The organism is Streptomyces sp. NBC_01092 (assembly GCF_045039535.1).
GTDB lineage: Bacteria > Actinomycetota > Actinomycetes > Streptomycetales > Streptomycetaceae > Streptomyces.
In genome coordinates this window covers 549,998-568,441 of sequence record NZ_CP108659.1, presented here as the reverse complement: position 1 = coordinate 568,441, position 18,444 = coordinate 549,998, and the positions used below count along the sequence as shown (strand labels likewise).

The 18,444-nt window shown below is 71.8% G+C and carries 17 protein-coding genes; 13 read left to right on the top strand and 4 right to left on the bottom strand.

Going from position 1 to position 18,444, the window contains the following annotated elements:
- Positions 1–11: 11 nt before the first annotated feature.
- The 6 genes from OG254_RS02415 to OG254_RS02390 all read left to right on the top strand — a co-directional run bounded on the left by OG254_RS02415 (position 12) and on the right by OG254_RS02390 (position 6,991).
- Positions 12–2,477: a thioester reductase domain-containing protein gene (locus OG254_RS02415; protein WP_405576847.1), complete on the top strand. Its 2,466-nt coding sequence runs from the start codon at positions 12–14 to the stop codon at positions 2,475–2,477.
- Positions 2,474–3,613 (top strand): alpha/beta hydrolase, encoded by a 1,140-nt coding sequence (locus OG254_RS02410; RefSeq protein WP_405576845.1) that lies wholly within the window; start codon positions 2,474–2,476, stop codon positions 3,611–3,613. Before OG254_RS02415 ends, OG254_RS02410 begins: the two co-directional genes overlap by 4 nt.
- Before the next feature lie 69 nt (positions 3,614–3,682).
- Positions 3,683–4,462, top strand: a complete 780-nt coding sequence (locus OG254_RS02405) for an alpha/beta fold hydrolase (RefSeq protein ID WP_405576843.1) — start codon at positions 3,683–3,685, stop codon at positions 4,460–4,462.
- Positions 4,463–4,543: 81 nt separating this feature from the next.
- A complete protein-coding gene (locus tag OG254_RS02400) occupies positions 4,544–4,906 on the top strand; it encodes an ArsR/SmtB family transcription factor (RefSeq protein WP_405576841.1) in 363 nt (120 codons plus the stop codon).
- Positions 4,899–5,552, top strand: a complete 654-nt coding sequence (locus OG254_RS02395; RefSeq protein WP_405576839.1) for an SRPBCC family protein — start codon at positions 4,899–4,901, stop codon at positions 5,550–5,552. Before OG254_RS02400 ends, OG254_RS02395 begins: the two co-directional genes overlap by 8 nt.
- A gap of 119 nt (positions 5,553–5,671) precedes the next feature.
- Positions 5,672–6,991 carry an endo-1,4-beta-xylanase gene (locus OG254_RS02390; protein ID WP_405576837.1) on the top strand — a complete coding sequence of 440 codons (1,320 nt, stop codon included), beginning with the start codon at positions 5,672–5,674 and terminating at the stop codon, positions 6,989–6,991.
- Positions 6,992–7,054: 63 nt separating this feature from the next.
- Here OG254_RS02390 and OG254_RS02385 read toward each other — a convergent pair whose 3' ends face one another.
- A complete protein-coding gene (locus tag OG254_RS02385) occupies positions 7,055–7,753 on the bottom strand; it encodes a lipoprotein (protein ID WP_405576835.1) in 699 nt (232 codons plus the stop codon).
- A 92-nt stretch (positions 7,754–7,845) separates the two neighbouring features.
- On the opposite strand from OG254_RS02385, the gene OG254_RS02380 reads away from it, so the two are divergent.
- Both OG254_RS02380 and OG254_RS02375 read left to right on the top strand, forming a co-directional pair.
- Positions 7,846–8,637, top strand: coding sequence for a maleylpyruvate isomerase N-terminal domain-containing protein (locus OG254_RS02380; protein WP_405576833.1), 792 nt, complete (start codon positions 7,846–7,848; stop codon positions 8,635–8,637).
- A 299-nt stretch (positions 8,638–8,936) separates the two neighbouring features.
- A complete protein-coding gene (locus tag OG254_RS02375; protein ID WP_405576831.1) occupies positions 8,937–9,575 on the top strand; it encodes a class I SAM-dependent methyltransferase in 639 nt (212 codons plus the stop codon).
- A gap of 23 nt (positions 9,576–9,598) precedes the next feature.
- Here OG254_RS02375 and OG254_RS02370 read toward each other — a convergent pair whose 3' ends face one another.
- Both OG254_RS02370 and OG254_RS02365 read right to left on the bottom strand, forming a co-directional pair.
- Positions 9,599–11,185: a glycerol-3-phosphate dehydrogenase/oxidase gene (locus OG254_RS02370; protein WP_405576829.1), complete on the bottom strand. Its 1,587-nt coding sequence runs from the start codon at positions 11,183–11,185 to the stop codon at positions 9,599–9,601.
- Entirely contained in the window at positions 11,182–11,781 is a 600-nt protein-coding gene (locus OG254_RS02365) for a TetR/AcrR family transcriptional regulator (protein ID WP_405576827.1), read from the bottom strand. The genes OG254_RS02370 and OG254_RS02365 overlap by 4 nt, the downstream gene beginning before the upstream one ends.
- Positions 11,782–11,854: 73 nt before the next feature.
- Here OG254_RS02365 and OG254_RS02360 point away from each other — a divergent pair, with 73 nt between their 5' ends.
- Positions 11,855–13,453, top strand: coding sequence for an FAD-binding oxidoreductase (locus OG254_RS02360; RefSeq protein WP_405576825.1), 1,599 nt, complete (start codon positions 11,855–11,857; stop codon positions 13,451–13,453).
- Positions 13,454–13,561: 108 nt separating this feature from the next.
- Positions 13,562–14,443, top strand: coding sequence for a YegS/Rv2252/BmrU family lipid kinase (locus OG254_RS02355; protein ID WP_405576823.1), 882 nt, complete (start codon positions 13,562–13,564; stop codon positions 14,441–14,443).
- A gap of 45 nt (positions 14,444–14,488) precedes the next feature.
- Here OG254_RS02355 and OG254_RS02350 read toward each other — a convergent pair whose 3' ends face one another.
- Positions 14,489–14,854: a helix-turn-helix domain-containing protein gene (locus OG254_RS02350; protein WP_351197847.1), complete on the bottom strand. Its 366-nt coding sequence runs from the start codon at positions 14,852–14,854 to the stop codon at positions 14,489–14,491.
- A 129-nt stretch (positions 14,855–14,983) separates the two neighbouring features.
- On the opposite strand from OG254_RS02350, the gene OG254_RS02345 reads away from it, so the two are divergent.
- The 3 genes from OG254_RS02345 (at position 14,984) to OG254_RS02335 (ending at position 18,397) form a co-directional block, all read left to right on the top strand.
- Positions 14,984–15,670 carry an ANTAR domain-containing protein gene (locus OG254_RS02345; RefSeq protein WP_405576820.1) on the top strand — a complete coding sequence of 229 codons (687 nt, stop codon included), beginning with the start codon at positions 14,984–14,986 and terminating at the stop codon, positions 15,668–15,670.
- Between the two features lie 28 nt (positions 15,671–15,698).
- The gene (locus OG254_RS02340; RefSeq protein ID WP_405576818.1) at positions 15,699–16,151 is read left to right on the top strand and encodes a flavodoxin family protein; all 453 of its coding nucleotides are present in this window, start codon (positions 15,699–15,701) and stop codon (positions 16,149–16,151) included.
- Between the two features lie 239 nt (positions 16,152–16,390).
- A complete protein-coding gene (locus OG254_RS02335) occupies positions 16,391–18,397 on the top strand; it encodes a DUF1996 domain-containing protein (protein WP_405576817.1) in 2,007 nt (668 codons plus the stop codon).
- Positions 18,398–18,444 lie beyond the last annotated feature (47 nt).

Below are 18,444 nucleotides of genomic sequence, written 5' to 3'. Positions count from 1 at the left end.
GAAGGGCACTCATGCGTGAGCGACACGAGAACGCGTCGGCAGCCGCCGACCAGGGGGCGACCGCGGAGGCGATCGAGCGGGGCGGCGTCGGTCTGACGGTGACCGACCTGTTGGCCAAGGTCACGGGGTCGGCCGATGCCCCCGTGCGGCCCGATGCCGCGGATTCCTCCGTGCCCGACAGGACCGAGTCGCTGTCGCACGGGACCGTTGCGTCCCTGGCGCATGGCACCACCCCGCCCGAGTCGCCCGAGGCCACCCCGAGCGCCGCCCCGCCGGCCCGGCCAGGTGACCTCGACGAACTCGCCACCGCCATCGCGGCCGTGGCGGGCCGCTACGTCCCCGCCGGCCACCTGGCGCCCGACGCCGACTTCTTCGACGCCGGCGGCACCTCCGTGAACGCGGTGGAGCTCGTCTCCGCGCTGGAGGACGAGCTAGGTGTGACGGTCGACCTGGACGAGGTCTTCGCCGATGCCAGGCCGGTCGCACTGGCCAAGCGCCGGCTGCCCGATGCGACGGCCCTAACCGCAGGCTCCACCCCAGTCGGAGCCGCAATCGCCGTACCGGAAACGGCTGTTCCCGCCGCGACGCACGCGCTTCACCCCGCGCCGATCGCCGCCCCGTCCCTCACCTACCGGCCGGACACCTTGGCCCGCCCCGAGGACCTCACCCAGATCCTCGCCGATCTGGCCCTCGCCGACCGCCTCCCCTTCACCGCGTCCCCCGAGCCCCTCCCGCCCCGCCGCATCCTGCTGACCGGCGCCACCGGATTCCTCGGCAGCCACATGCTGCTGGACCTGCTGCGGCACAGCGACGCCCACGTCTACTGCCTGGTCCGGGCCGCCGACGAGGAGGCGGCCGTGGCCCGGCTCGGCGCGGCGCTCAAGGGCTACGCGCTGCCCTGGTCGTCGGAGGTCCGCCGCCGCATCACGGTGCTCCCCGGCGACATCCGCCAACCCCACCTGGGCCTGTCCGACGACCTCTGGAACACCCTCACCCACGAGCTCGACAGCGTCGTCTCCGTCGCCGCCGCCGTGGACTTCCTGCGCGGCTACCAGTCGCTGCGCACCAGCAACGTCCTCGGTGCCCTCACCCTGGCCGAACTCGCCGCGACAGGCCGCCCCAAGCCGCTGCACCACATCTCCTCCATCGCCGTCTTCAACGAGGTCGGCATCCCGTCGATGGGCGAGGACGACCCCCTCGCCCACATCGACCGTCTCGTCGCGGGCTACGACCAGACCAAGTGGGCCGCGGAAGTCGCCCTGCGCCGCGCTCGCGACCACGGCCTGATCGTCACCGCCCTGCGCCCGGGCGGCATCGGCGGCCACACCAGGACCGGCGCCTACAACGCCCAGGACCTCAGCAGCGGCCTCATCTCGGCGTTCGGCCGCTTCCGCACCGTGCCCGCCTTCCGCTATCTCAACGCCGCCCCGGTCGACTGGGTCAGCCGCGTCGCGGTCGCCGTCGTCTGCGAGCCGGACGCCTGGGGCTTCGACTACAACCTCACCGGCGTTCCCAACACCCTGGACGACGTCGTCCGGGACATGGCGTTCGGCGGCATGCACGTCCGCGTACAGGACTGGGACGAGTGGCGCACCGACGCCCTGGCCCGCCTGGCGGCCGAGCCGATCCCCGAACTGACCTTCCTCAGCCGCGTGTTGCAGAGCCCCACCGCGCTGAAGCTGTGCGAGGCGACTCTGAAGGGCCCGGCCGCCATCGCCGACCGCACCACGGCCCTGGTCGAAGCCCTCGGTCTGGCGCCCGCCGCACGCTACGACGCCCGGGCCCAGGTGAAGACCTTCGAGCGCCTCGCCGGCGACGGCCTGGCCCGGCTCCCGCACAAGGACGACCAGCCCTACCTGTGGTTCTCCGAGACCACCCGAGGCGGCGTCGGCCCGATCGACGCCGCCCCCGACAGTCCCTGCTCGATGTCCCTCACGCTCTCCATCGCGAGCATGCACCAGCTGGTGACGGACCGCCGCGTCGACGTCCGCGGCGAGGTCACCTGCCCGGCCCTGCACGCCGAGCCGTTGACGGTGGAATGCGGCGACGTCTGGATCCGCCCCGAGGAAGGCATCCCGCACCGGCACGGCCTGCGCCACCAACTCCTGCGCTACCGGCTGGAGTTGCGGGATGTCGACGGCGGCCGTTGGTGGCTTGAGGGCCACAAGTACGCGCGCGCCCGCCGGGACGTCTGGCGCCAGACCCGCGCCCTGACCGTGGAACTCGGCCGCGAGGGCGAACCGGCGAGCCTCGCGGGCGAGGTCGTCGTCCCGCCCGACTCCTACGTACGCGACCAGATCGACGGCATCAAGGTCGACCAGCGCCTGACCAGCCAGGAGAAGCGCGCCGCCAAGCTGACCTGGCTCGCCTGGTTCGGCCTGGAGATGGGCCGCGGACTGGTCGGCCCCTTCGCCCGGGCCGCCGCGGACCTGCTCGACCTGCGCCGCACCCAGACCCCCACGGAGCACCACCGATGATCTTCCGGACAACCCCTTCGCGGCCCACCCGGCCCGCCCTGCGCAAGGTCAGGACCACCACGGCCCTGCGCCCGCTGCGCCACCGTCTCGACCCGGCGACGGTCGAGGAGATCCCGTTCCACGCGGGCGACGGCACCCGCCTCGGCCTCACCCGCGTCGACCCCGGCGACCAGGGCCGCCCTGCCGTGCTGCTCCTGCACGGGCACACCGCCTCGGCCGACATGTTCCTGCTGCCCGAGACGCGCAATCTGGTCGACGTCCTCCTGGACGAGGGCTACGAGCCCTGGCTGCTCGACTGGCGCGGCAGCTGCCGGCTGCCCTACAACGAGACGGGCCGCCGCTACACCTACGACGACGTCGCCCTCTACGACATCCCCGAGGCCGTCGCCCACATCCGCACCCGCATCGGCGACAGCCCGCTGTTCGTCGTCGCCCACTGCATCGGCTCCCTCACGCTCTCCCTGAGCATGACGGCCGGCCTGGTGCCGGGCCTGGCGGGCGTGGTGTCCCAGGGTGTCTTCCTCACCCCGAAGCTCGCGGGCCGCACCTCGCTGCGCATGAGCCTGGCCGGGGAGCTGCTGAAGTCCCGTATCGACCACATACCCGTCGACTTCCGCAAGGTCGGCCTGTGGTCGAAGTACACCCCGCTGTTCGCCCTGGCCTCCCGCAAGGCCGACTGCCCGGACCCCACCTGCCAGATCCTGCACAACTCGGCCTGGGGAACCGGTGCCTCCCTCTTCGTCCACGAGCACCTGGCCGACACCACCCACAGCCGGCTCGCCGAACTCCTCGGCCCCGCCCCGCTGTGGATCCTGCCGCACCTGCGCCGGATCGAACTGGCCCGCACCGTCGTCCGCTGGCACGACACCGACCACCGCTACCGGGCCCTGCCGCAGAACGCCCTGGACGCGGCGGCCCGCATCGACACGCCCGTCCTGCTCCTGGCCGGCAGCGAGAACGGCCTGTGGCTCGACTCCCAGCGGCTGTGCCACGACGTCCTCGCCCACCGCCAGCCGCAGCTGGACGTGAGCTACACCGAGATCCCCGGCTACGGCCACCTGGACACGTTCCTCGGCAGGGGAGCGGCCCTCGACGTGTTCGGTCACATCCTCGATTTCCTGGGCGAACGCCGGTGACTGCACCCCATGGGGCCGGATACCGTACCGCCCAGTAACCACACCGCACCGCACGCCAGGAGGCGCCCCATGCCGCAGCTCGAAGTCGACGCAGCGACACTGACGTACGACGACGAGGGCCCCCGCGACGGTGAGGGTGTGCCCCTGGTGTTCGTCCACGGCTGGACGGCCAACCGGCACCGCTGGGACCACCAGATGACCCACTTCGCCGAGAAGCGGCGCGTCGTGCGGCTCGACCTGCGCGGGCACGGCGAGAGCTCGGGGGCCGGAGCGCGCAGGATCGACGACCTGGCCAAAGACGTGCTCGCCCTCCTCGATCACCTGAAGATCGAGCGGTTCGCGATCATCGGCCACTCGATGGGCGGCATGATCGCCCAGACCATCGCCCTCGCCCACCCCGAGCGGGTCGAGCGCATGGTGCTGGTGAACTCCATCGGAAAGATGGCCTACAGCCGAGGCCGCGCCCTGCTCATGGCCGCCTCGACGCTCGCCCCCTTCAAGCTGTTCGTCGCCACCAACATCCAGCGCGCCTTCGCCCCCGGCTACCCGCGCGAGGAGATCCGCGAGTACATCCGCGCCTCCGCCGACACCCCCCGGGAAGTCGTCATGACGCTCTACGGCGCCATGCGCGCCTTCGACGTGCTGGACAAGGTCGGCGGGATACAGGTGCCGACCCTGATGGTGCACGGCTACCACGACATCCAGCTGCCCCTGTCCCAGATGCTGCGCATGGCCAAGAGCTACCCGGACGCGGTGATCCGTGTCCTGGACGCGGGCCATGAACTGCCGGTGGAGAAGCCCGCCGAACTGACGACGGCACTGGACCGGTTCCTCACCCGGCCCGAATAGGCCATCGGGCGCTGCGAGCGGGCCCAGGCCCGCGTACGTGCTTTATTTAAGTGTTGCCTTATATAAGTGGAGGCTGGCATAGTGAATGCCGTGCACGCATTCGATGTGCTGGGTGATCCGGTACGGCGCCGGATATTGGAGCTGCTCGCCTCGGGTGAGCAGGCATCGGGCGACATCAGTGCCGTGATCCAGGACGAGTTCGGGATCTCCCAGCCCGCCGTGTCGCAACACCTGCGGGTGCTGCGCGAGAGCGGTTTCGCGTCCGTCCGGGCGGAGGGCACCCGACGGTTGTACGCCGTCGACGCCGCTCCGCTGCGGGAGGTGGACGCATGGCTGGAGAGATTCCGCGGCTTCTGGGAGCAGCGGCTCGACGCCCTCGGAACGGAACTCGCGCGCGGCAAGCGCGAACGGCGACAGAGAAAGGACGTGAAGAGCGATGAGTGAGATCGTCGACGAGTTGAACCGCCTGCACCGGCAGGTCGGTGTGCGCCAGGTCGAGGCGGGCGAGGCCCGCACAGTGCTGTTGCGGCGCACCTACGACGCCGAGGTCGCCGACGTGTGGGACGCGGTCACGTCACCGGAGCGGATCGGCCGCTGGTTCCTGCCCGTCACCGGGGAGTTCAAGGTCGGCGGCCGCTACCAGTTGGAGGGCAACGCCGGCGGCGAGATCCTCGACTGCCAGGAGCCGACCCGGCTGCGGGTGAGCTGGCTGTACGGGCCCGACCCGGGATTCAGCGAGGTCGAGGTGCGGCTCACGCCTCAGGGTGATGAGCGCACCGTGCTGGAGCTGGAGCACGTGGCCGTGGTGCCGGAAGGCTTCTGGGACCAGTTCGGGCCGGGTGCGGTCGGCGTCGGCTGGGACCTCGCGTTCCTCGGACTCGGCATGCACCTCGCCGGCGGCGGGATGAGCAAGGAGGAGGGCGAGGCCTGGCAGGTCTCACCCGAAGGAAAGGCCTACGCAACGCGCTCGGGCGAGCTGTGGGGAGAGGCCTACGCCGCCTCGGGGGTCGACGAGGAGACCGTGGCGTCGACCACGACGGCGACGATCGCGTTCTACACGGGGGCGGAGAGCGGCGACAACCAGTCGTAGAACGCTTCGGAGATGTGGCGTCTTGTGGCGTCTGTTGACGCCGGGGTGTGGCGCTCCTATGGTCTGCCGCGAAATTCGGAAATTGTTCCGAAACTTTCGTAGTCGACGAAGGGGACGAGATGGTGACCCGCACATCCCTACTGGCCCTCGGTCTGGCCGGCCTGCTCACCGTGGCCGGTGCCGGTGCCCTCACCGGCACCGCCCAGGCCGCGACCACCCTCGGCGCGGCGGCCGCCGAGAAGGGCCGCTACTTCGGCGCCGCGGTCGCCGCCAACCACCTGGGCGAGGCAGCGTACGCCTCGACGCTCAACACCGAGTTCAACTCCGTGACCCCGGAGAACGAGATGAAGTGGGACGCCACCGAGGGCACCCGCGGCACCTTCACCTTCGGCTCCGCCGACCAGATCGTGAACCACGCCCAGAGCCGGGGCATGAAGGTCCGCGGCCACACCCTGGTCTGGCACTCCCAGTTACCCAGCTGGGTCGCGGCACTCGGCACCGCCGACCTCCGATCGGCGATGAACAACCACATCACCCAGGTCATGCAGCACTACAAGGGCAAGATCCACTCCTGGGACGTCGTCAACGAGGCCTTCCAGGACGGCAGCAGCGGTGCCCGGCGCAGCTCGCCCTTCCAGGACAAGCTCGGCGACGGCTTCATCGAGGAGGCCTTCCGCACCGCACGCGCCGCGGACCCGGCCGCCAAGCTCTGCTACAACGACTACAACACCGACGGCGTCAACGCGAAGAGCAATGCCGTCTACAACCTGGTCAGGGACTTCAAGTCGCGTGGCGTGCCGATCGACTGCGTCGGCTTCCAGTCCCACTTCAACAGCGCCTCGCCGGTCCCGTCCGACTACCAGGCCAACCTCCAGCGCTTCGCCGACCTCGGTGTGGACGTCCAGATCACCGAGCTGGACATCGAGGGCTCGGGCACCGCACAGGCGGGCAGCTACAGCAACGTGGTGCGGGCCTGCCTCGCCGTCACGCGCTGCACCGGCATCACCGTCTGGGGCGTCACCGACAAGTACTCCTGGCGCGCGAGCGGAACGCCCCTGCTGTTCGACGACAACTACGCCAAGAAGCCCGCGTACGGCGCGGTGCTGACCACGCTCGGCGGCTCCTCCTCCGGTGCCGCCTGCACGGCGACGTACAGCAAGGCCGAGGAGTGGAGTGACCGCTTCAACGGCAAGGTCACCATCACGGCGGGGAGTTCGGCGATCAGCAACTGGACCGCGACCGTCACCGTGACAGCGCCGCAGAAGATCTCCGCGACCTGGAACGGCACGCCCAGCTGGGACAGCAGCGGCAACGTCATGACCATGAGGCCGAACGGCAACGGCAGCCTGGCCGCCGGAGCGTCCACCAGCTTCGGCTTCACCGTCATGACGAACGGCAACAGCGCGGCCCCGGCGATCGGTTCCTGCACCGCATCCTGACCGGCCGGGGGTCCTTTGTGTCCGGCGCGTGTGCTCGTCGCCCGCGCCGGACACACCCGTCGCTCAGCCGGCGCGCAGGGTCCGCTTGGCGAGCTCGTACGCCGGCAGCATCTCCCGGTGCTCGTCGGTGTCCATCCCGCCGAGGTGGATGACGACCGGCCCCTGCTTCGTGGTGACGGCCAGCGCGGACTCCTCCTTGGTCTCCTCCAGGAGCTTGCTGGTGACGAGGTACTTCACCTCCGCACCGGAGACGCCGCCCGCCTCGAAGGCGCTGTACTTCGCCTTGCTCACGCCGTTCTCCGCCGCCACGAAGGCCTCCAGTACGGCGCGTGCGTCCTCGTCGCCGGGTTTGCCCGTCCAGACGCGGAGGAAGCCGATGTTCCCCGCCGGCTTGGCGTCGACCTCGCAGGCGGCCGTGACCGGGCCCTGGTGCAGCAGCGCGTCGACGATCTCCTGGGCGAGTTCGTTGTCGGGATCCGCCGAGCTGTCACCGCCGTCGTCCGTGCCGGCGTCGATGGCCTTGGCCTTCCAGTCCTCGGCGATGTCGAACGTGACGGGCAGCGGACATGCCGACTTGGCCGCGCCGATCGTGCCCCCGCTCCTGACCGCCGTATCGCTCGCGCTCGCCGCGCCGGCCGACGCCGAGGCGCTCGACGACGTTCCCGGATCGCCCTCAGCTGCCCCCGAACAGCCCGTCAGCACCCCGGCCAGCAAAGCCACCTGGGCCAGCCGACGTCTAACGGGTCCCACCCCCACCACCATCGTGATCTCTCCCCTCCCGATCTTGCTCAGGCGGCATACAGTATCCGAGACCACCGACAGGGCCGGTCCTGCGCCTGCGGCATCATGAGCTGATGACCTCGCTGACCTTCGGGCGCTTCTGCGACGAGATCGTCACCCAGACCGAACGGCTCACGGCCCATGTGCGCGGCGCGGAGCTGACCGCCCCCGTGCTCACCTGCCCCGGCTGGAACCTGGGCCAGCTGCTGCGGCACGTGGGCGGCGACCATCGCTGGGCCGAGGAGATCGTGCGGACCCGGGCCGCCGGTCCGGTTCCCGACGACCTGGTCAACGACCTCACCGCATACACCGACGAGGACGAGTCCGTTCTGCTCCCGTGGCTCACGGAAGGCGCGGCCCGTCTCAGCGCCACGCTCCGCGCCGCAGGGCCCGACGCCCAGGCATGGAACCCTTCGCAGGAGCGGCCGGCGCCGGTGGAGTTCTGGGCCCGGCGCATGACGTACGAGACCGTCGTGCATCGCGCGGACGCGGCCCTCGCCGCCGGAGCGGGGTTCGGGCTCGACGGCGACCTGGCCGTCGGCGCGGTGGAGGAATGGCTGGAGTACTCCACCTTCCCCGAGGCGTTCGAGCCCCGGCCGGACCTGCCCGACCTGCTCGGTCCCGGCCGTACGCTCCACTTCGACGCGACCGACGCCGGCGAATGGCTCGTCGACCTCACCGGAGAGCGGCCCGTCTGGCGCCCCGGGGCCGACAAGGCGGCCGCGACCGCACGCGGCCCGGTGGCCGACCTGCTCCTGTACTTCTACAAGCGGCCCGCGTCCGCCGTCGACGCGTTCGGCGACACGGCGCTGCTCGACCTCTGGCGCACCCGCGCGGGCTTCTGGCTGGAGGCGCCGGACGCGTGACCTGGCCGGCCGCGCGGGTGACCACGTGGAGGTCGCTGTTGCGCTCAAGTCCGCCACCGGTAGCCCGAGATCGGTCCGTTCCTCCGGCTTGCGTGAGCCGAGCAGCACGTCGTGCCCCGCGCCCAGGCGGACCGGCACCAAGGTCGTAGTCCTGGGGCGCCGGCTCCCCGAGCGATTTGCCGAACCGGCAAGACTCTTTGTCGTACCCGGGACGCGTCCCGCAGGCTTCTTGAGCGCGGACCGGACCAGCCGGGCGGCTGTCCGGTCCCGCCAACACACCTGCGCATCCGGGAGAAGACATGACCGAGACCCACCCCTCGAAGGCCGCCGAGTTCTGGGAGGCCCGCTACCGCGACGGCGGCCCGCTGTGGAGCGGACGACCCAACGCGCTGCTCGTCCGCGAAGCCTCCGACCTCGCCCCGGGCCGCGCGCTCGACCTCGGCTGCGGCGAGGGCGCCGACGCGGTGTGGCTCGCCTCGCGCGGCTGGCGGGTCACCGGTGTCGACATCTCGCAGACGGCCCTGGAGCGGGCCGCCCGGCACGCCGCCGAGGCCGGTGTGGGCGACCGCGCGCTCTGGGAACGCCATGTGCTGGGCGAGACGTTCCCCGAGGGCTCCTTCGGCCTGGTGAACGCGCAGTTCCTCCAGTCGCCGGTCGAGCTGGACCAGGGCCGGGTTCTGCGGCACGCGGCGCGGGCGGTCGCGCCGGGCGGCACCCTGCTGATCGTCATGCACGCCGGCTGGCCGTCCTGGCAGAGCGAGCCGCCCTTCGAGGCGGACTTCCCGACGCTGCAGGGCGTCCTCGACGAACTCGCCCTGCCCGAGGCCGACTGGACCGTCCAGACGCTGGAGACGGTGCGCAGCGCGCACGTGTCGCCCGACGGCGTGGAGGGCTTCCGGCAGGACAACGTGTGGCGAGTGCGGCGCGGGAACAGCTGACGCACCCCGGATACCTGTCCTGGCTACACCTCACCCACCTGCGCGGACACCTCGCCCAGTACCTCGCGCACCACGTCCAGCGCCGCCGTCCGGTCGGCCGGCACCAGCCCGATGCGGGTGCGCCGGTCGAGCAGATCGGACTCGTCGAGGGCGCCTTCGTGGCGTACGGCCCACAGGAGTTCGGCGGCGGTGACGGGGTGGCCCGGCAGTACGGGTTCGGCGAGACGGGGATCCTCCGCGCCGAGCGCCTGCACGGCCGGTGCCTCGGTGCCGTAGCGCTGGACCAGACGGCGCGGGGCGCGCAGCGCACCGAGCGCGGTGGGTGACGCGGCGCCGACTAGGGGCAGGGTGGCGGTGGAGGAGGGGCCGGCGGCGAGCCGGTGGGTGGCGACGGCGGCGTCCACGGCGTCCTCGGCCATGCGCCGGTAGGTGGTGAGCTTGCCGCCGACGACCGTGGTCACGCCCTCCGACGAGGTGAGGACTGCGTGCCGACGGGAGATGTCGGAGGTGCGCGGCGCCCCGGAACCTGCCGTCGGCGCCGTGTCGAGCAGAGGGCGCAGACCGGCGAACGCCCCGACGACGTCGTCGCGTCGGACCGGGACGTCCAGGACCGAGCCGAGGACGTCGAGCAGGAAGCCGATGTCGGTCTCGGGCACTTCCGGAACGTCGGGGATGTCACCCTCGACGGGCTCGTCGGTGAGGCCGACGTACACCCGGCCGTCGCCCTGGGGCAGGACCAGGACGAAGCGGTTGGTCTCGCCGGGGACCGGGACGTGCAGCCCCGCGGGCAGGGGGCCGAGGTGGTCGGAGCGCAGTACGAGATGGGTGCCGCGCGAGGGGCGGATCCGGATGCCGTCCACCAGGCCGTCCGCCCAGACGCCGGACGCGTTGATCACGGCGCGAGCCCTGATCTCGCCCTCCTCGCCGGTGAGTTCGTCACGTATGCGGGCGCCGGACGCGGTGAGCTCCAGAGCCCTGACGCGGGTCAGGATCCGCGCGCCCCGTGCGGCGGCGGTGCGGGCGATCGCCGTCACCAGACGGGCGTCGTCGGTGAGCCGGCCGTCCCAGGACAGTAGGCCGCCGCGCAGGCCCTGGGTGCGCAGGGCGGGGGCGAGGTGCCGGGTCTCCACCGTGGACAGGCGGCGCGGGGCGGGCAGCGTGGCGCGGGCCGTGCGGGCGGCCAGGCGCAGGGCGTCACCGGCCCGGAACCCGGCCCAGGCCAGGGTGGACTGGGCGCGGGAGACCAGCGGAGTCAGGGGCAGCACGAAGGGCTGCGCCCGCACCAGATGCGGTGCCGTGCGCTCCATCAGCACCCCGCGCTCGACGGCGCTCTCGTGGGCGACGTCGAGCTGCGCCGAGGCGAGGTAGCGCAGCCCGCCATGGATGAGCTTGCTGCTGAAGCGCGAGGTGCCGAAGGCCAGGTCGTGGGCGTCGACGGCGGCCACGGTCAGACCGCGTGCCGCGGCGTCCAGAGCGGCTCCCGCGCCCGTCGCACCGAGGCCGACGACCAGGACGTCCACGACCGGACCGCCGACCGTCTCGGTCAGTTCGCGCGAGCGCCGGGCGGCGGACAGCGACGATCCGGGAACCGGGGGAGTGGCAGGGGTCATGGCGTGAGGGTCCTCTCCAGGATGCTGCGCAGTTCCGCCAGGAAGGCATCGCTGCTCAGGTCGGCGTCGTCCTCGTCGGTCATGGTCCGCAGGGACAGGGTGAAGGACTGGACGATCAGCAGCAGGGACCGCGCCTGCCGCTGGACATGTCCGGCCCGGACCGAGCCGTCGGCGTGGCCCTCCTGCACGGCGTCCGCGAGCAGGGCGAGGAGCGCCTCCTGGCTCGCGCCCCGGCGGTCGAGGACGTACGGAAGGAGCAGTTCCGGGTCGACGTCCACGATCTTCTGGAAGAGCGGGTGGGCCCGGAAGGCCTCCACCCCGGCCACGAGCCCGTCGACGATCAGGCCGCGCGTGGCCGTCCCCGGGCGCCGTTCGGGCATGGCTCCCGTGGCGACCGCGACCCACTCCCGGGTCATCAGGTCCCCCACCAGGGAGCGCACATCGGGCCACCGCCGGTACAGCGTCATCCGGGAGACGCCCGCGCGGCGGGCCACGTCGGTCAGCGTCGTACGGCGGACTCCGACGGCCAGGACACAGTCGCGCACCGCGTCGAGCACCGCGTCGCCGTCCGAGTGGTTGTGACGAATAGGCGTCATGTGTCACAGTGTAACGCCTGCGAGGCCGTCCGGGACACGGCATCGCTCGAATCGACCGGTGAGGACGACAGTCATGGACATGCTGTGGAGCGGCTGGGGCGACCCGGCCAAGGCGGCGCCGCTGCCCGAGACCGTGATCGGCCTGCTGCGCGATCTGCTCGGAGTCAAGCCGCGCACCGCCGGGCCGGTCGCCCTGGAGGACATCGCCGTACCCGAGCCGGGCCTCGAACCCGCCGCGCGCCAGGCCCTGTCCGCCGCGGTAGGCGGCGAGGAGCACGTCTGCACCGACGCCGAGACCCGCATCCGGCACACGCGCGGCAAGTCCACGCCCGACCTGCTGCGCATCCGCGACGGCGAGGTCGACGACGTCCCCGCGGCCGTCGTCCTGCCCGCCACCCACGACGACGTACTCGCCGTGCTGCGCGCCTGCGCCGAACACGGCCTGGCCGTGGTCCCGTTCGGCGGCGGCACCTCCGTCGTCGGCGGACTCGCCCCGTCCCGGCGCGGCGCCTTCGTCGCCCTGGACCTGCGCCGCATGGACGCGCTGCTCGCCGTCGACCCGGTCTCCCGCACCGCCACGCTGCAACCCGGCCTGCGCGGGCCGCAGGCGGAGGCGCTGCTGGCCGAACACGGCTTCACCCTCGGCCACTTCCCCCAGTCCTTCGAGTGGGCGAGCATCGGCGGATTCGCCGCCGCCCGCTCCAGCGGCCAGGCTTCCGCCGGATACGGCCGCTTCGACGAGATGGTCCTGGGCCTGACCGTCGCCACCCCCGAGGGCACCATCGACACCGGCCGCGCACCGCGCTCGGCGGCCGGCCCCGACCTGCGTCAGCTCCTGCTCGGCTCAGAGGGCGCGTTCGGCGTCATCACCTCCGTGACGGTGCGGATCCGGCCCGTCCCGCAGACCCGCGTGTACGCGGGCTGGCGCTTCGCCTCCTTCGAGGAGGGCGCCGCCGCGCTGCGCCGTCTCGCCCAGGACGGCCCGCGTCCGACGGTGCTGCGGCTGTCCGACGAGACCGAGACCCTGATCGGCCTGGCCCAGCCCGACGCCATCGGGGGCTCCGACGAGGCGCAGCAGTCCGCCGGGTGCATGGCGATCGCCGGCTTCGAAGGCACGGACGAGGACGTCGCGTACCGCAGCGAGAACGCCGCGGCCGTCCTGCGTGACTGCGGCGGAACCCCGCTCGGCGAGGAACCGGGCGAGCGGTGGGCCCACGGCCGCTACTCGGCCCCGTACCTCCGCGACTCCCTGCTGGACGCGGGTGCGTTCGTCGAGACGCTGGAGACGGCGACCTTCTGGTCACGTGTCCCCGAGCTGTACGCGTCCGTCCGGGACGCCCTCACGACGACACTCGCCGAGGCGGGCACCCCGCCCCTGGTCATGTGCCACATCTCCCACGTCTACGAGAACGGCGCCTCGCTCTACTTCACCGTCGTCTCGGCCCAGGGCGACGACCCGGTCGCACACTGGGAGAGGGCCAAGCACGCCGCGAACGAGGCGATCCTCGCCGCGGGCGGCACGATCAGCCACCACCACGGCGTGGGCACCGACCACCGGGACTGGTACGTCCGCGAGGCGGGCCCCCTCGGCGTCGAGGCGCTGCTTGCCGTCAAGCGCCGACTGGACCCGGCGGGGCTGCTCAACCCCGGGGTCCTGCTGCCCCTCGACTGAGCCCGGCCCACCCGCCGCGCCCGCTCCTCCACCCCCCTCACCCGCACCCCGGCCCACCACCGGGCCCGCCTCCGGCAGCTCCCTCCCGTCGGCCCGAAAGGCACCCCGATGCGACAGTTCACCGCCATCGTCAACCCCACGGCGGGCGGATCCGCCTCAGCGGCCGCGCTGCTGGAAGTGGCCCGGCCGCTGCGGGAGGCCGGGGCCGACCTGGAGACCCAGTACAGCCGCAGCCTGGTCCACGCCCAGGAACTGGCCCGGGACGCCGGGGAGCGGGGGAGGGTGGTGCTCGCCGTCGGCGGCGACGGAATGGCCGGCGGCATCGGTGGCGCCCTCAGCGGCACCGACATGGTGCTGGGCCTCGTCCCCGCCGGCCGCGGCAACGACTTCGCCCGGGCACTCGACCTGCCCACCGACCCGGCGGCGCTCGCCGAGGTGCTGCTCCACCACGAGCCCCGCAAGGTCGACACCATCGAGGTCGAGTCGGCCGTCCACGACCGCACCGTGGTCCTCGGCAGCGTCTACGCCGGAGTCGACGCACTGGCCAACCGCCACGCCAACAACGCCACCCTGCTGCGCGGCTCCGCGTCCTACTACGCGGGCGGACTGCGCGCCGTCACCACCTGGCGCGCCGCACGCTACCGGGTCACCGTCGACGGCCAGGAACACCTGCACACCGGCTACACGGTCGTGGCCGCCAACTCCGGCTACTACGGCTCCGGTCGGCTCATCGCGCCCGACGCCCGCGTGGACGACGGCATGCTGGAAGTGGTGATGATCCGCGAGGCCCCGCGCCGGTTGTTCTTCACCCTGATGAACGAGCTCAAGACCGGTGCCCACGTCCGCCGCCCCGAGGTGGAGATCCTGCGGGGCAAGGAGATCCGGATCGCGGCCGATCGCGAGGTGCCCTACGGCGCCGACGGCGAGGTCGAGGCCACCCTCCCGGTCACCGTCAGAGTCCTGCCGGGCGCCCTGCGCGTGCTGTGCTGAGCCCGAGCCGCCGCGCTCACGTCCACGACGGGGACGGGCGGGAGATCATCCGCCGTCCAGCGGCATCCGCTGCCGTGCGGCACTGAGCTGCTCGGCGGCGTCGCCGCGATCGGCCTCGTCGTGGATCAGCAGGGCGAGCAGGGCCGCCACGGGGAGCCCGGCCTCGGCGGGGTGCCGCAGGAGCTTGCCCGGCTCGATCCGGTAGATGTTGGTGCGGCCCTCACGGATGTGGGACAGATAGCCGTCCCGCTCCAGTTCGGAAATGATCTTCTGGACGGCCCGTTCGGTGAGCCGGCAGTGCGCGGCGATATGGCGGATGCGGACGTTCGGGTCATCGGCGATCACCGCCAGTACGCGCGCGTGGTTGGTCAGGAATGTCCATCCGGTGTGCGGCTCAGGGACTCCGTCCATGCCCCAACAGTACGACTGGGCGTTCACGTATACAAAAACACGCACTGCATTTCATGTATCTGTTGACGTGTTCGGCAGTTCGGGTTCACTCTGGTACGGAGACGGGAAGCAGCTGAGGGAGAGGCTGACATGCCGGAGCTCACGTCCTGCGTGCACGGCCGCGACGGTGACCGGGTCGGTGTGGAGGTGCGCGGAGAACTCGACCTCGACACCAGTGAGCGGCTGCGCAAGGCCCTGCGCGAAGCCGTGGACCGCTCCGTCCGGGGCGTCGATCTGGACCTGAAGGGCGTCACGTTCTGCGACTGCGCCGCCCTCAACATCCTGCTCGCCCTGCGCCTGCGCGCGCTCAGGCAGGGCAAGACGGTCGTGATCCGGGCCAGTGGGGCGGTCGTCGACCGGCTGCTCGCCCTGACCCACACTCAGGAGCTGTTCGCCGCCCCGGGCAGCGAGGGGCGGGACACGCAGGCCCAGGACACCCCGACTCGGGGCACGCGAGGTACGGACGCCTCCGAGGACTTCCTGCAGGACCTCCGGATCGAGGTCGCCCAGCTGCGCAGGGCCATGCAGACCCGTCCCACCATCGATCTGGCCCGGGGCATCCTGATGGCCTCCTTCAGCCTGAGCTCCGAGGACGCCTGGACGGTGCTGGTCGAGGCGTCCCAGAACACCAACACCAAACTGCACACCCTCGCCGGCGACCTGGTCGGCGCCGTGAAGGGCGACCCGCTGCCCGAAGCGGTGCGGGACCAGCTGTCCTGCGCGGTCGCCAAGGTCGGCTCCGGCGGCCCCACGGCCGGAGCGTCGCGGTTGCGTTGATCAGCGGCGCGGCGGCAGGGTTCGGAGTGTGCCTACCTTGCTGATCGTCCATCACACCCCGTCGCCCAACTGCCAGGCCATGCTGGAGGCCGTCGTCTCCGGGGCGACCGCGCCCGAGATCGAGAACGTCGAGGTCGTACGGCGACCGGCGCTGTCGGCCACGGCGTCCGACGTGCTCGGCGCCGACGCATACCTCCTGGGCACCCCCGCGAACCTCGGCTACATCTCGGGCGCCCTCAAGCACTTCCTCGACCAGATCTACTACCCGTGCCTGGACGCGACGCAGGGCAGGCCCTTCGGCTACTACGTGCACGGCGGCAGCGACGTGACCGGCGCCGTGCGGGCGATCGACGCCATCACCACCGGCCTCGCCTGGCGCCGCACCGCCCAACCCGTGACGGTGACGGGCGAGCCCGGCAAGGCCGACATCGAGGCGTGCTGGGAACTGGGGGCGACACTCGCTGCCGGCCTGATGGAGTGAGCGCGGCCCGGCCGTGCGGCAGGGGGCCGCACACCGAGGCTCGGACGAGGTTTAGGCGGCTCATAAGATATTGCTGATAATTCTCGAGACGGTTGAACACTGTGGGGTCGGCCTCCGTATAGGGGCAGGGGATTTTGATGCCCTGACCGACCACGAGGCGTAGGAGTACTTCCTTGGGACGCAGCACGCGAAGACGCCCAACGGGCGCACGGCGCGCGACTTTTGCAGCGGTCGCGCTGATGTTGGGCGGCGGCGGCCTGGTGGGGGCCAACGTCTACGCCTCGGCGACCGAAGACGGTGGAGAGGACCCCGCTCAGACGTTGTCCTCCCCGTCCGGCACCATCGACTGCCCGGACGTCGGCACCAAGCTGACGGCCGTGCCGGACGAGGCGAAGGAGGACGTCGCCAAGGAACTCGCCCTCCTGGACCAGCAGATCGCCGATGCCTACCAGCGGTTGACGGAGTCGGCGCAGGCGATCCAGCAGGACGCCGGCTTCGCCGACAACGCGATCATGAAGCCGCTGAAGGAGAAGCGTGGCGCGACGATCGAGCGGATCGCCATCGCCGTGGACCGCGTGGGAGACCGGCCGCAGGGCCTGGAGGACCTCGCCGCCTGCACCCTGCGCGCCCCCGAAAGCGGCAGCGGCGACCAGGCGGACGGCGCTGACGGCCAGGACGACGGCGGCGACAACCAGGACGGCGCCGGGGACGGCCAACAGCAGGGCGACGGCGGCCAGAACGGCGACGGCGGCCAGGCCGGCAACGGTGGCCAGGCCGGCAACGGCCCCGCTGTCGCGGACTACGCGGACATCAAGGCCGTGCAGCCGAACGTGCCCAGCCCGGCCCTGTCGTCGGACGCCTCCCGCGGCACCTTCGCCACCAGCTGCGGAGTCAACGAGAACGGCCTGTTCAACTCGGACAACGTCATCGTGGCTCCCGGCGTCTCCAACGGCGCCCACCACTTCCACGACTACATCGGCAACCAGTCCAACGACGCCTTCGCGAGCGACGAGGACCTGGCGAACGCCGAGACGAGCTGCGTCAACCAGGGCGACAAGTCCACGTACTACTGGCCTGTGATCCGTCTCCAGAACGGCAGCCAGGAACAGGACGCCGCCAAGCCCGGCGGCGGCATCGAGGGGAACGCAGGCGAGATCGTCACTCCCAAGGAAGTGACGCTGAACTTCGTGGGCAACCCCCGCAGCAAGGTCACCGAGATGCCGCGCCTGCTGCGCATCATCACCGGTGACGCCAAGGCGTTCGTCAACGGCACCGCCAACGCCAACGCCTCCTGGAGCTGCACCGGGTTCGAGGACCGCCAGCTGAAGGACAAGTACCCGCTGTGCCCGCAGGGCAGTGACGTGGTGCGCACCTTCAAGTTCCAGAGCTGCTGGGACGGGACGAACATCGACAGCGCCAACCACCGCACCCACGTGGCGTTCGCCGCCGCGGACGGCAGCTGCGCGAACGGCTTCAAGGCCATTCCGCAGCTGGTGCAGCGGATCGTGTACGACGTCGACGCGCCCAGCCTCCAGGACGGCGGGAAGACGACCCCGCTGTTCGCGGTGGACTCCTTCCCCGAGCAGCTGCACAAGCCGGTCACCGACCACGGCGACTTCATCAATGTCTTCAACGAGGACCTGATGGGCGAGATGGTCGACTGCATCAACGACGGCCGCAAGTGCGGTGTCGGCGCCGACGAGGGCGACGACCCGGGCCAGGAGGAGCCGACCCAGCAGCCGACCGAGGATCCCACCACTGCGCCGCCCGCGGACGACAAGCCCGAGCCCGGCAACGGAGGGGACGAGCAGACGGACCCGCCGGCGACCGAGGACCCCGCGACCGAGGACCCGGCCACCGAGGACCCCGCCACTGAGGACCCGGCCACCGAGGCCCCCGCGACCGAGGAGCCCGGTGACGAGGAGCCGGCCACCGACCCGGTGAACGATGACAAGCCCACCGTGTCGAGCACGGTGGCGCCCAAGTCGGACGGAACCCCGTCGGCCGCCGCGGACAACGATCAGGCGCAGGGCGGCTCCGGCGACGACGACGCGAACGCGTCAGGCGCCGCGGCGCAGACGCCACCCCCCGGCGAGGACACCGAGGACAGTCTGGGGACCAAGCCACAGGCGGTCGGCGGCAACCTGGCCGAGACGGGCACCACGCTGTGGCCGGCCGCGGCCGGCGCCGTCCTCCTGATGGGCGGCCTCCTGGTGCTGATCCGCGCCAGGCGCAGCGCCCGATGAGGGTGACGACACAGCAGAACGGTGCCTGACGCGCCGACGTTCCGCAG

What these genes read in the sequence shown, in the direction of transcription:
- OG254_RS02380 (WP_405576833.1), top strand. Translation starts at nt 7,846, where the DNA reads ATGACCTCGCTGACCTTCGGGCGCTTCTGCGACGAGATCGTCACCCAG.
- OG254_RS02390 (WP_405576837.1), top strand. Translation starts at nt 5,672, where the DNA reads ATGGTGACCCGCACATCCCTACTGGCCCTCGGTCTGGCCGGCCTGCTC.
- OG254_RS02395 (WP_405576839.1), top strand. Translation starts at nt 4,899, where the DNA reads ATGAGTGAGATCGTCGACGAGTTGAACCGCCTGCACCGGCAGGTCGGT.
- OG254_RS02370 (WP_405576829.1), bottom strand. Translation starts at nt 11,185, where the DNA reads ATGACCCCTGCCACTCCCCCGGTTCCCGGATCGTCGCTGTCCGCCGCC.
- OG254_RS02405 (WP_405576843.1), top strand. Translation starts at nt 3,683, where the DNA reads ATGCCGCAGCTCGAAGTCGACGCAGCGACACTGACGTACGACGACGAG.
- OG254_RS02415 (WP_405576847.1), top strand. Translation starts at nt 12, where the DNA reads ATGCGTGAGCGACACGAGAACGCGTCGGCAGCCGCCGACCAGGGGGCG.
- OG254_RS02410 (WP_405576845.1), top strand. Translation starts at nt 2,474, where the DNA reads ATGATCTTCCGGACAACCCCTTCGCGGCCCACCCGGCCCGCCCTGCGC.
- OG254_RS02350 (WP_351197847.1), bottom strand. Translation starts at nt 14,854, where the DNA reads ATGGACGGAGTCCCTGAGCCGCACACCGGATGGACATTCCTGACCAAC.
- OG254_RS02360 (WP_405576825.1), top strand. Translation starts at nt 11,855, where the DNA reads ATGGACATGCTGTGGAGCGGCTGGGGCGACCCGGCCAAGGCGGCGCCG.
- OG254_RS02385 (WP_405576835.1), bottom strand. Translation starts at nt 7,753, where the DNA reads ATGGTGGTGGGGGTGGGACCCGTTAGACGTCGGCTGGCCCAGGTGGCT.
- OG254_RS02355 (WP_405576823.1), top strand. Translation starts at nt 13,562, where the DNA reads ATGCGACAGTTCACCGCCATCGTCAACCCCACGGCGGGCGGATCCGCC.
- OG254_RS02345 (WP_405576820.1), top strand. Translation starts at nt 14,984, where the DNA reads ATGCCGGAGCTCACGTCCTGCGTGCACGGCCGCGACGGTGACCGGGTC.
- OG254_RS02335 (WP_405576817.1), top strand. Translation starts at nt 16,391, where the DNA reads ATGTTGGGCGGCGGCGGCCTGGTGGGGGCCAACGTCTACGCCTCGGCG.
- OG254_RS02375 (WP_405576831.1), top strand. Translation starts at nt 8,937, where the DNA reads ATGACCGAGACCCACCCCTCGAAGGCCGCCGAGTTCTGGGAGGCCCGC.
- OG254_RS02365 (WP_405576827.1), bottom strand. Translation starts at nt 11,781, where the DNA reads ATGACGCCTATTCGTCACAACCACTCGGACGGCGACGCGGTGCTCGAC.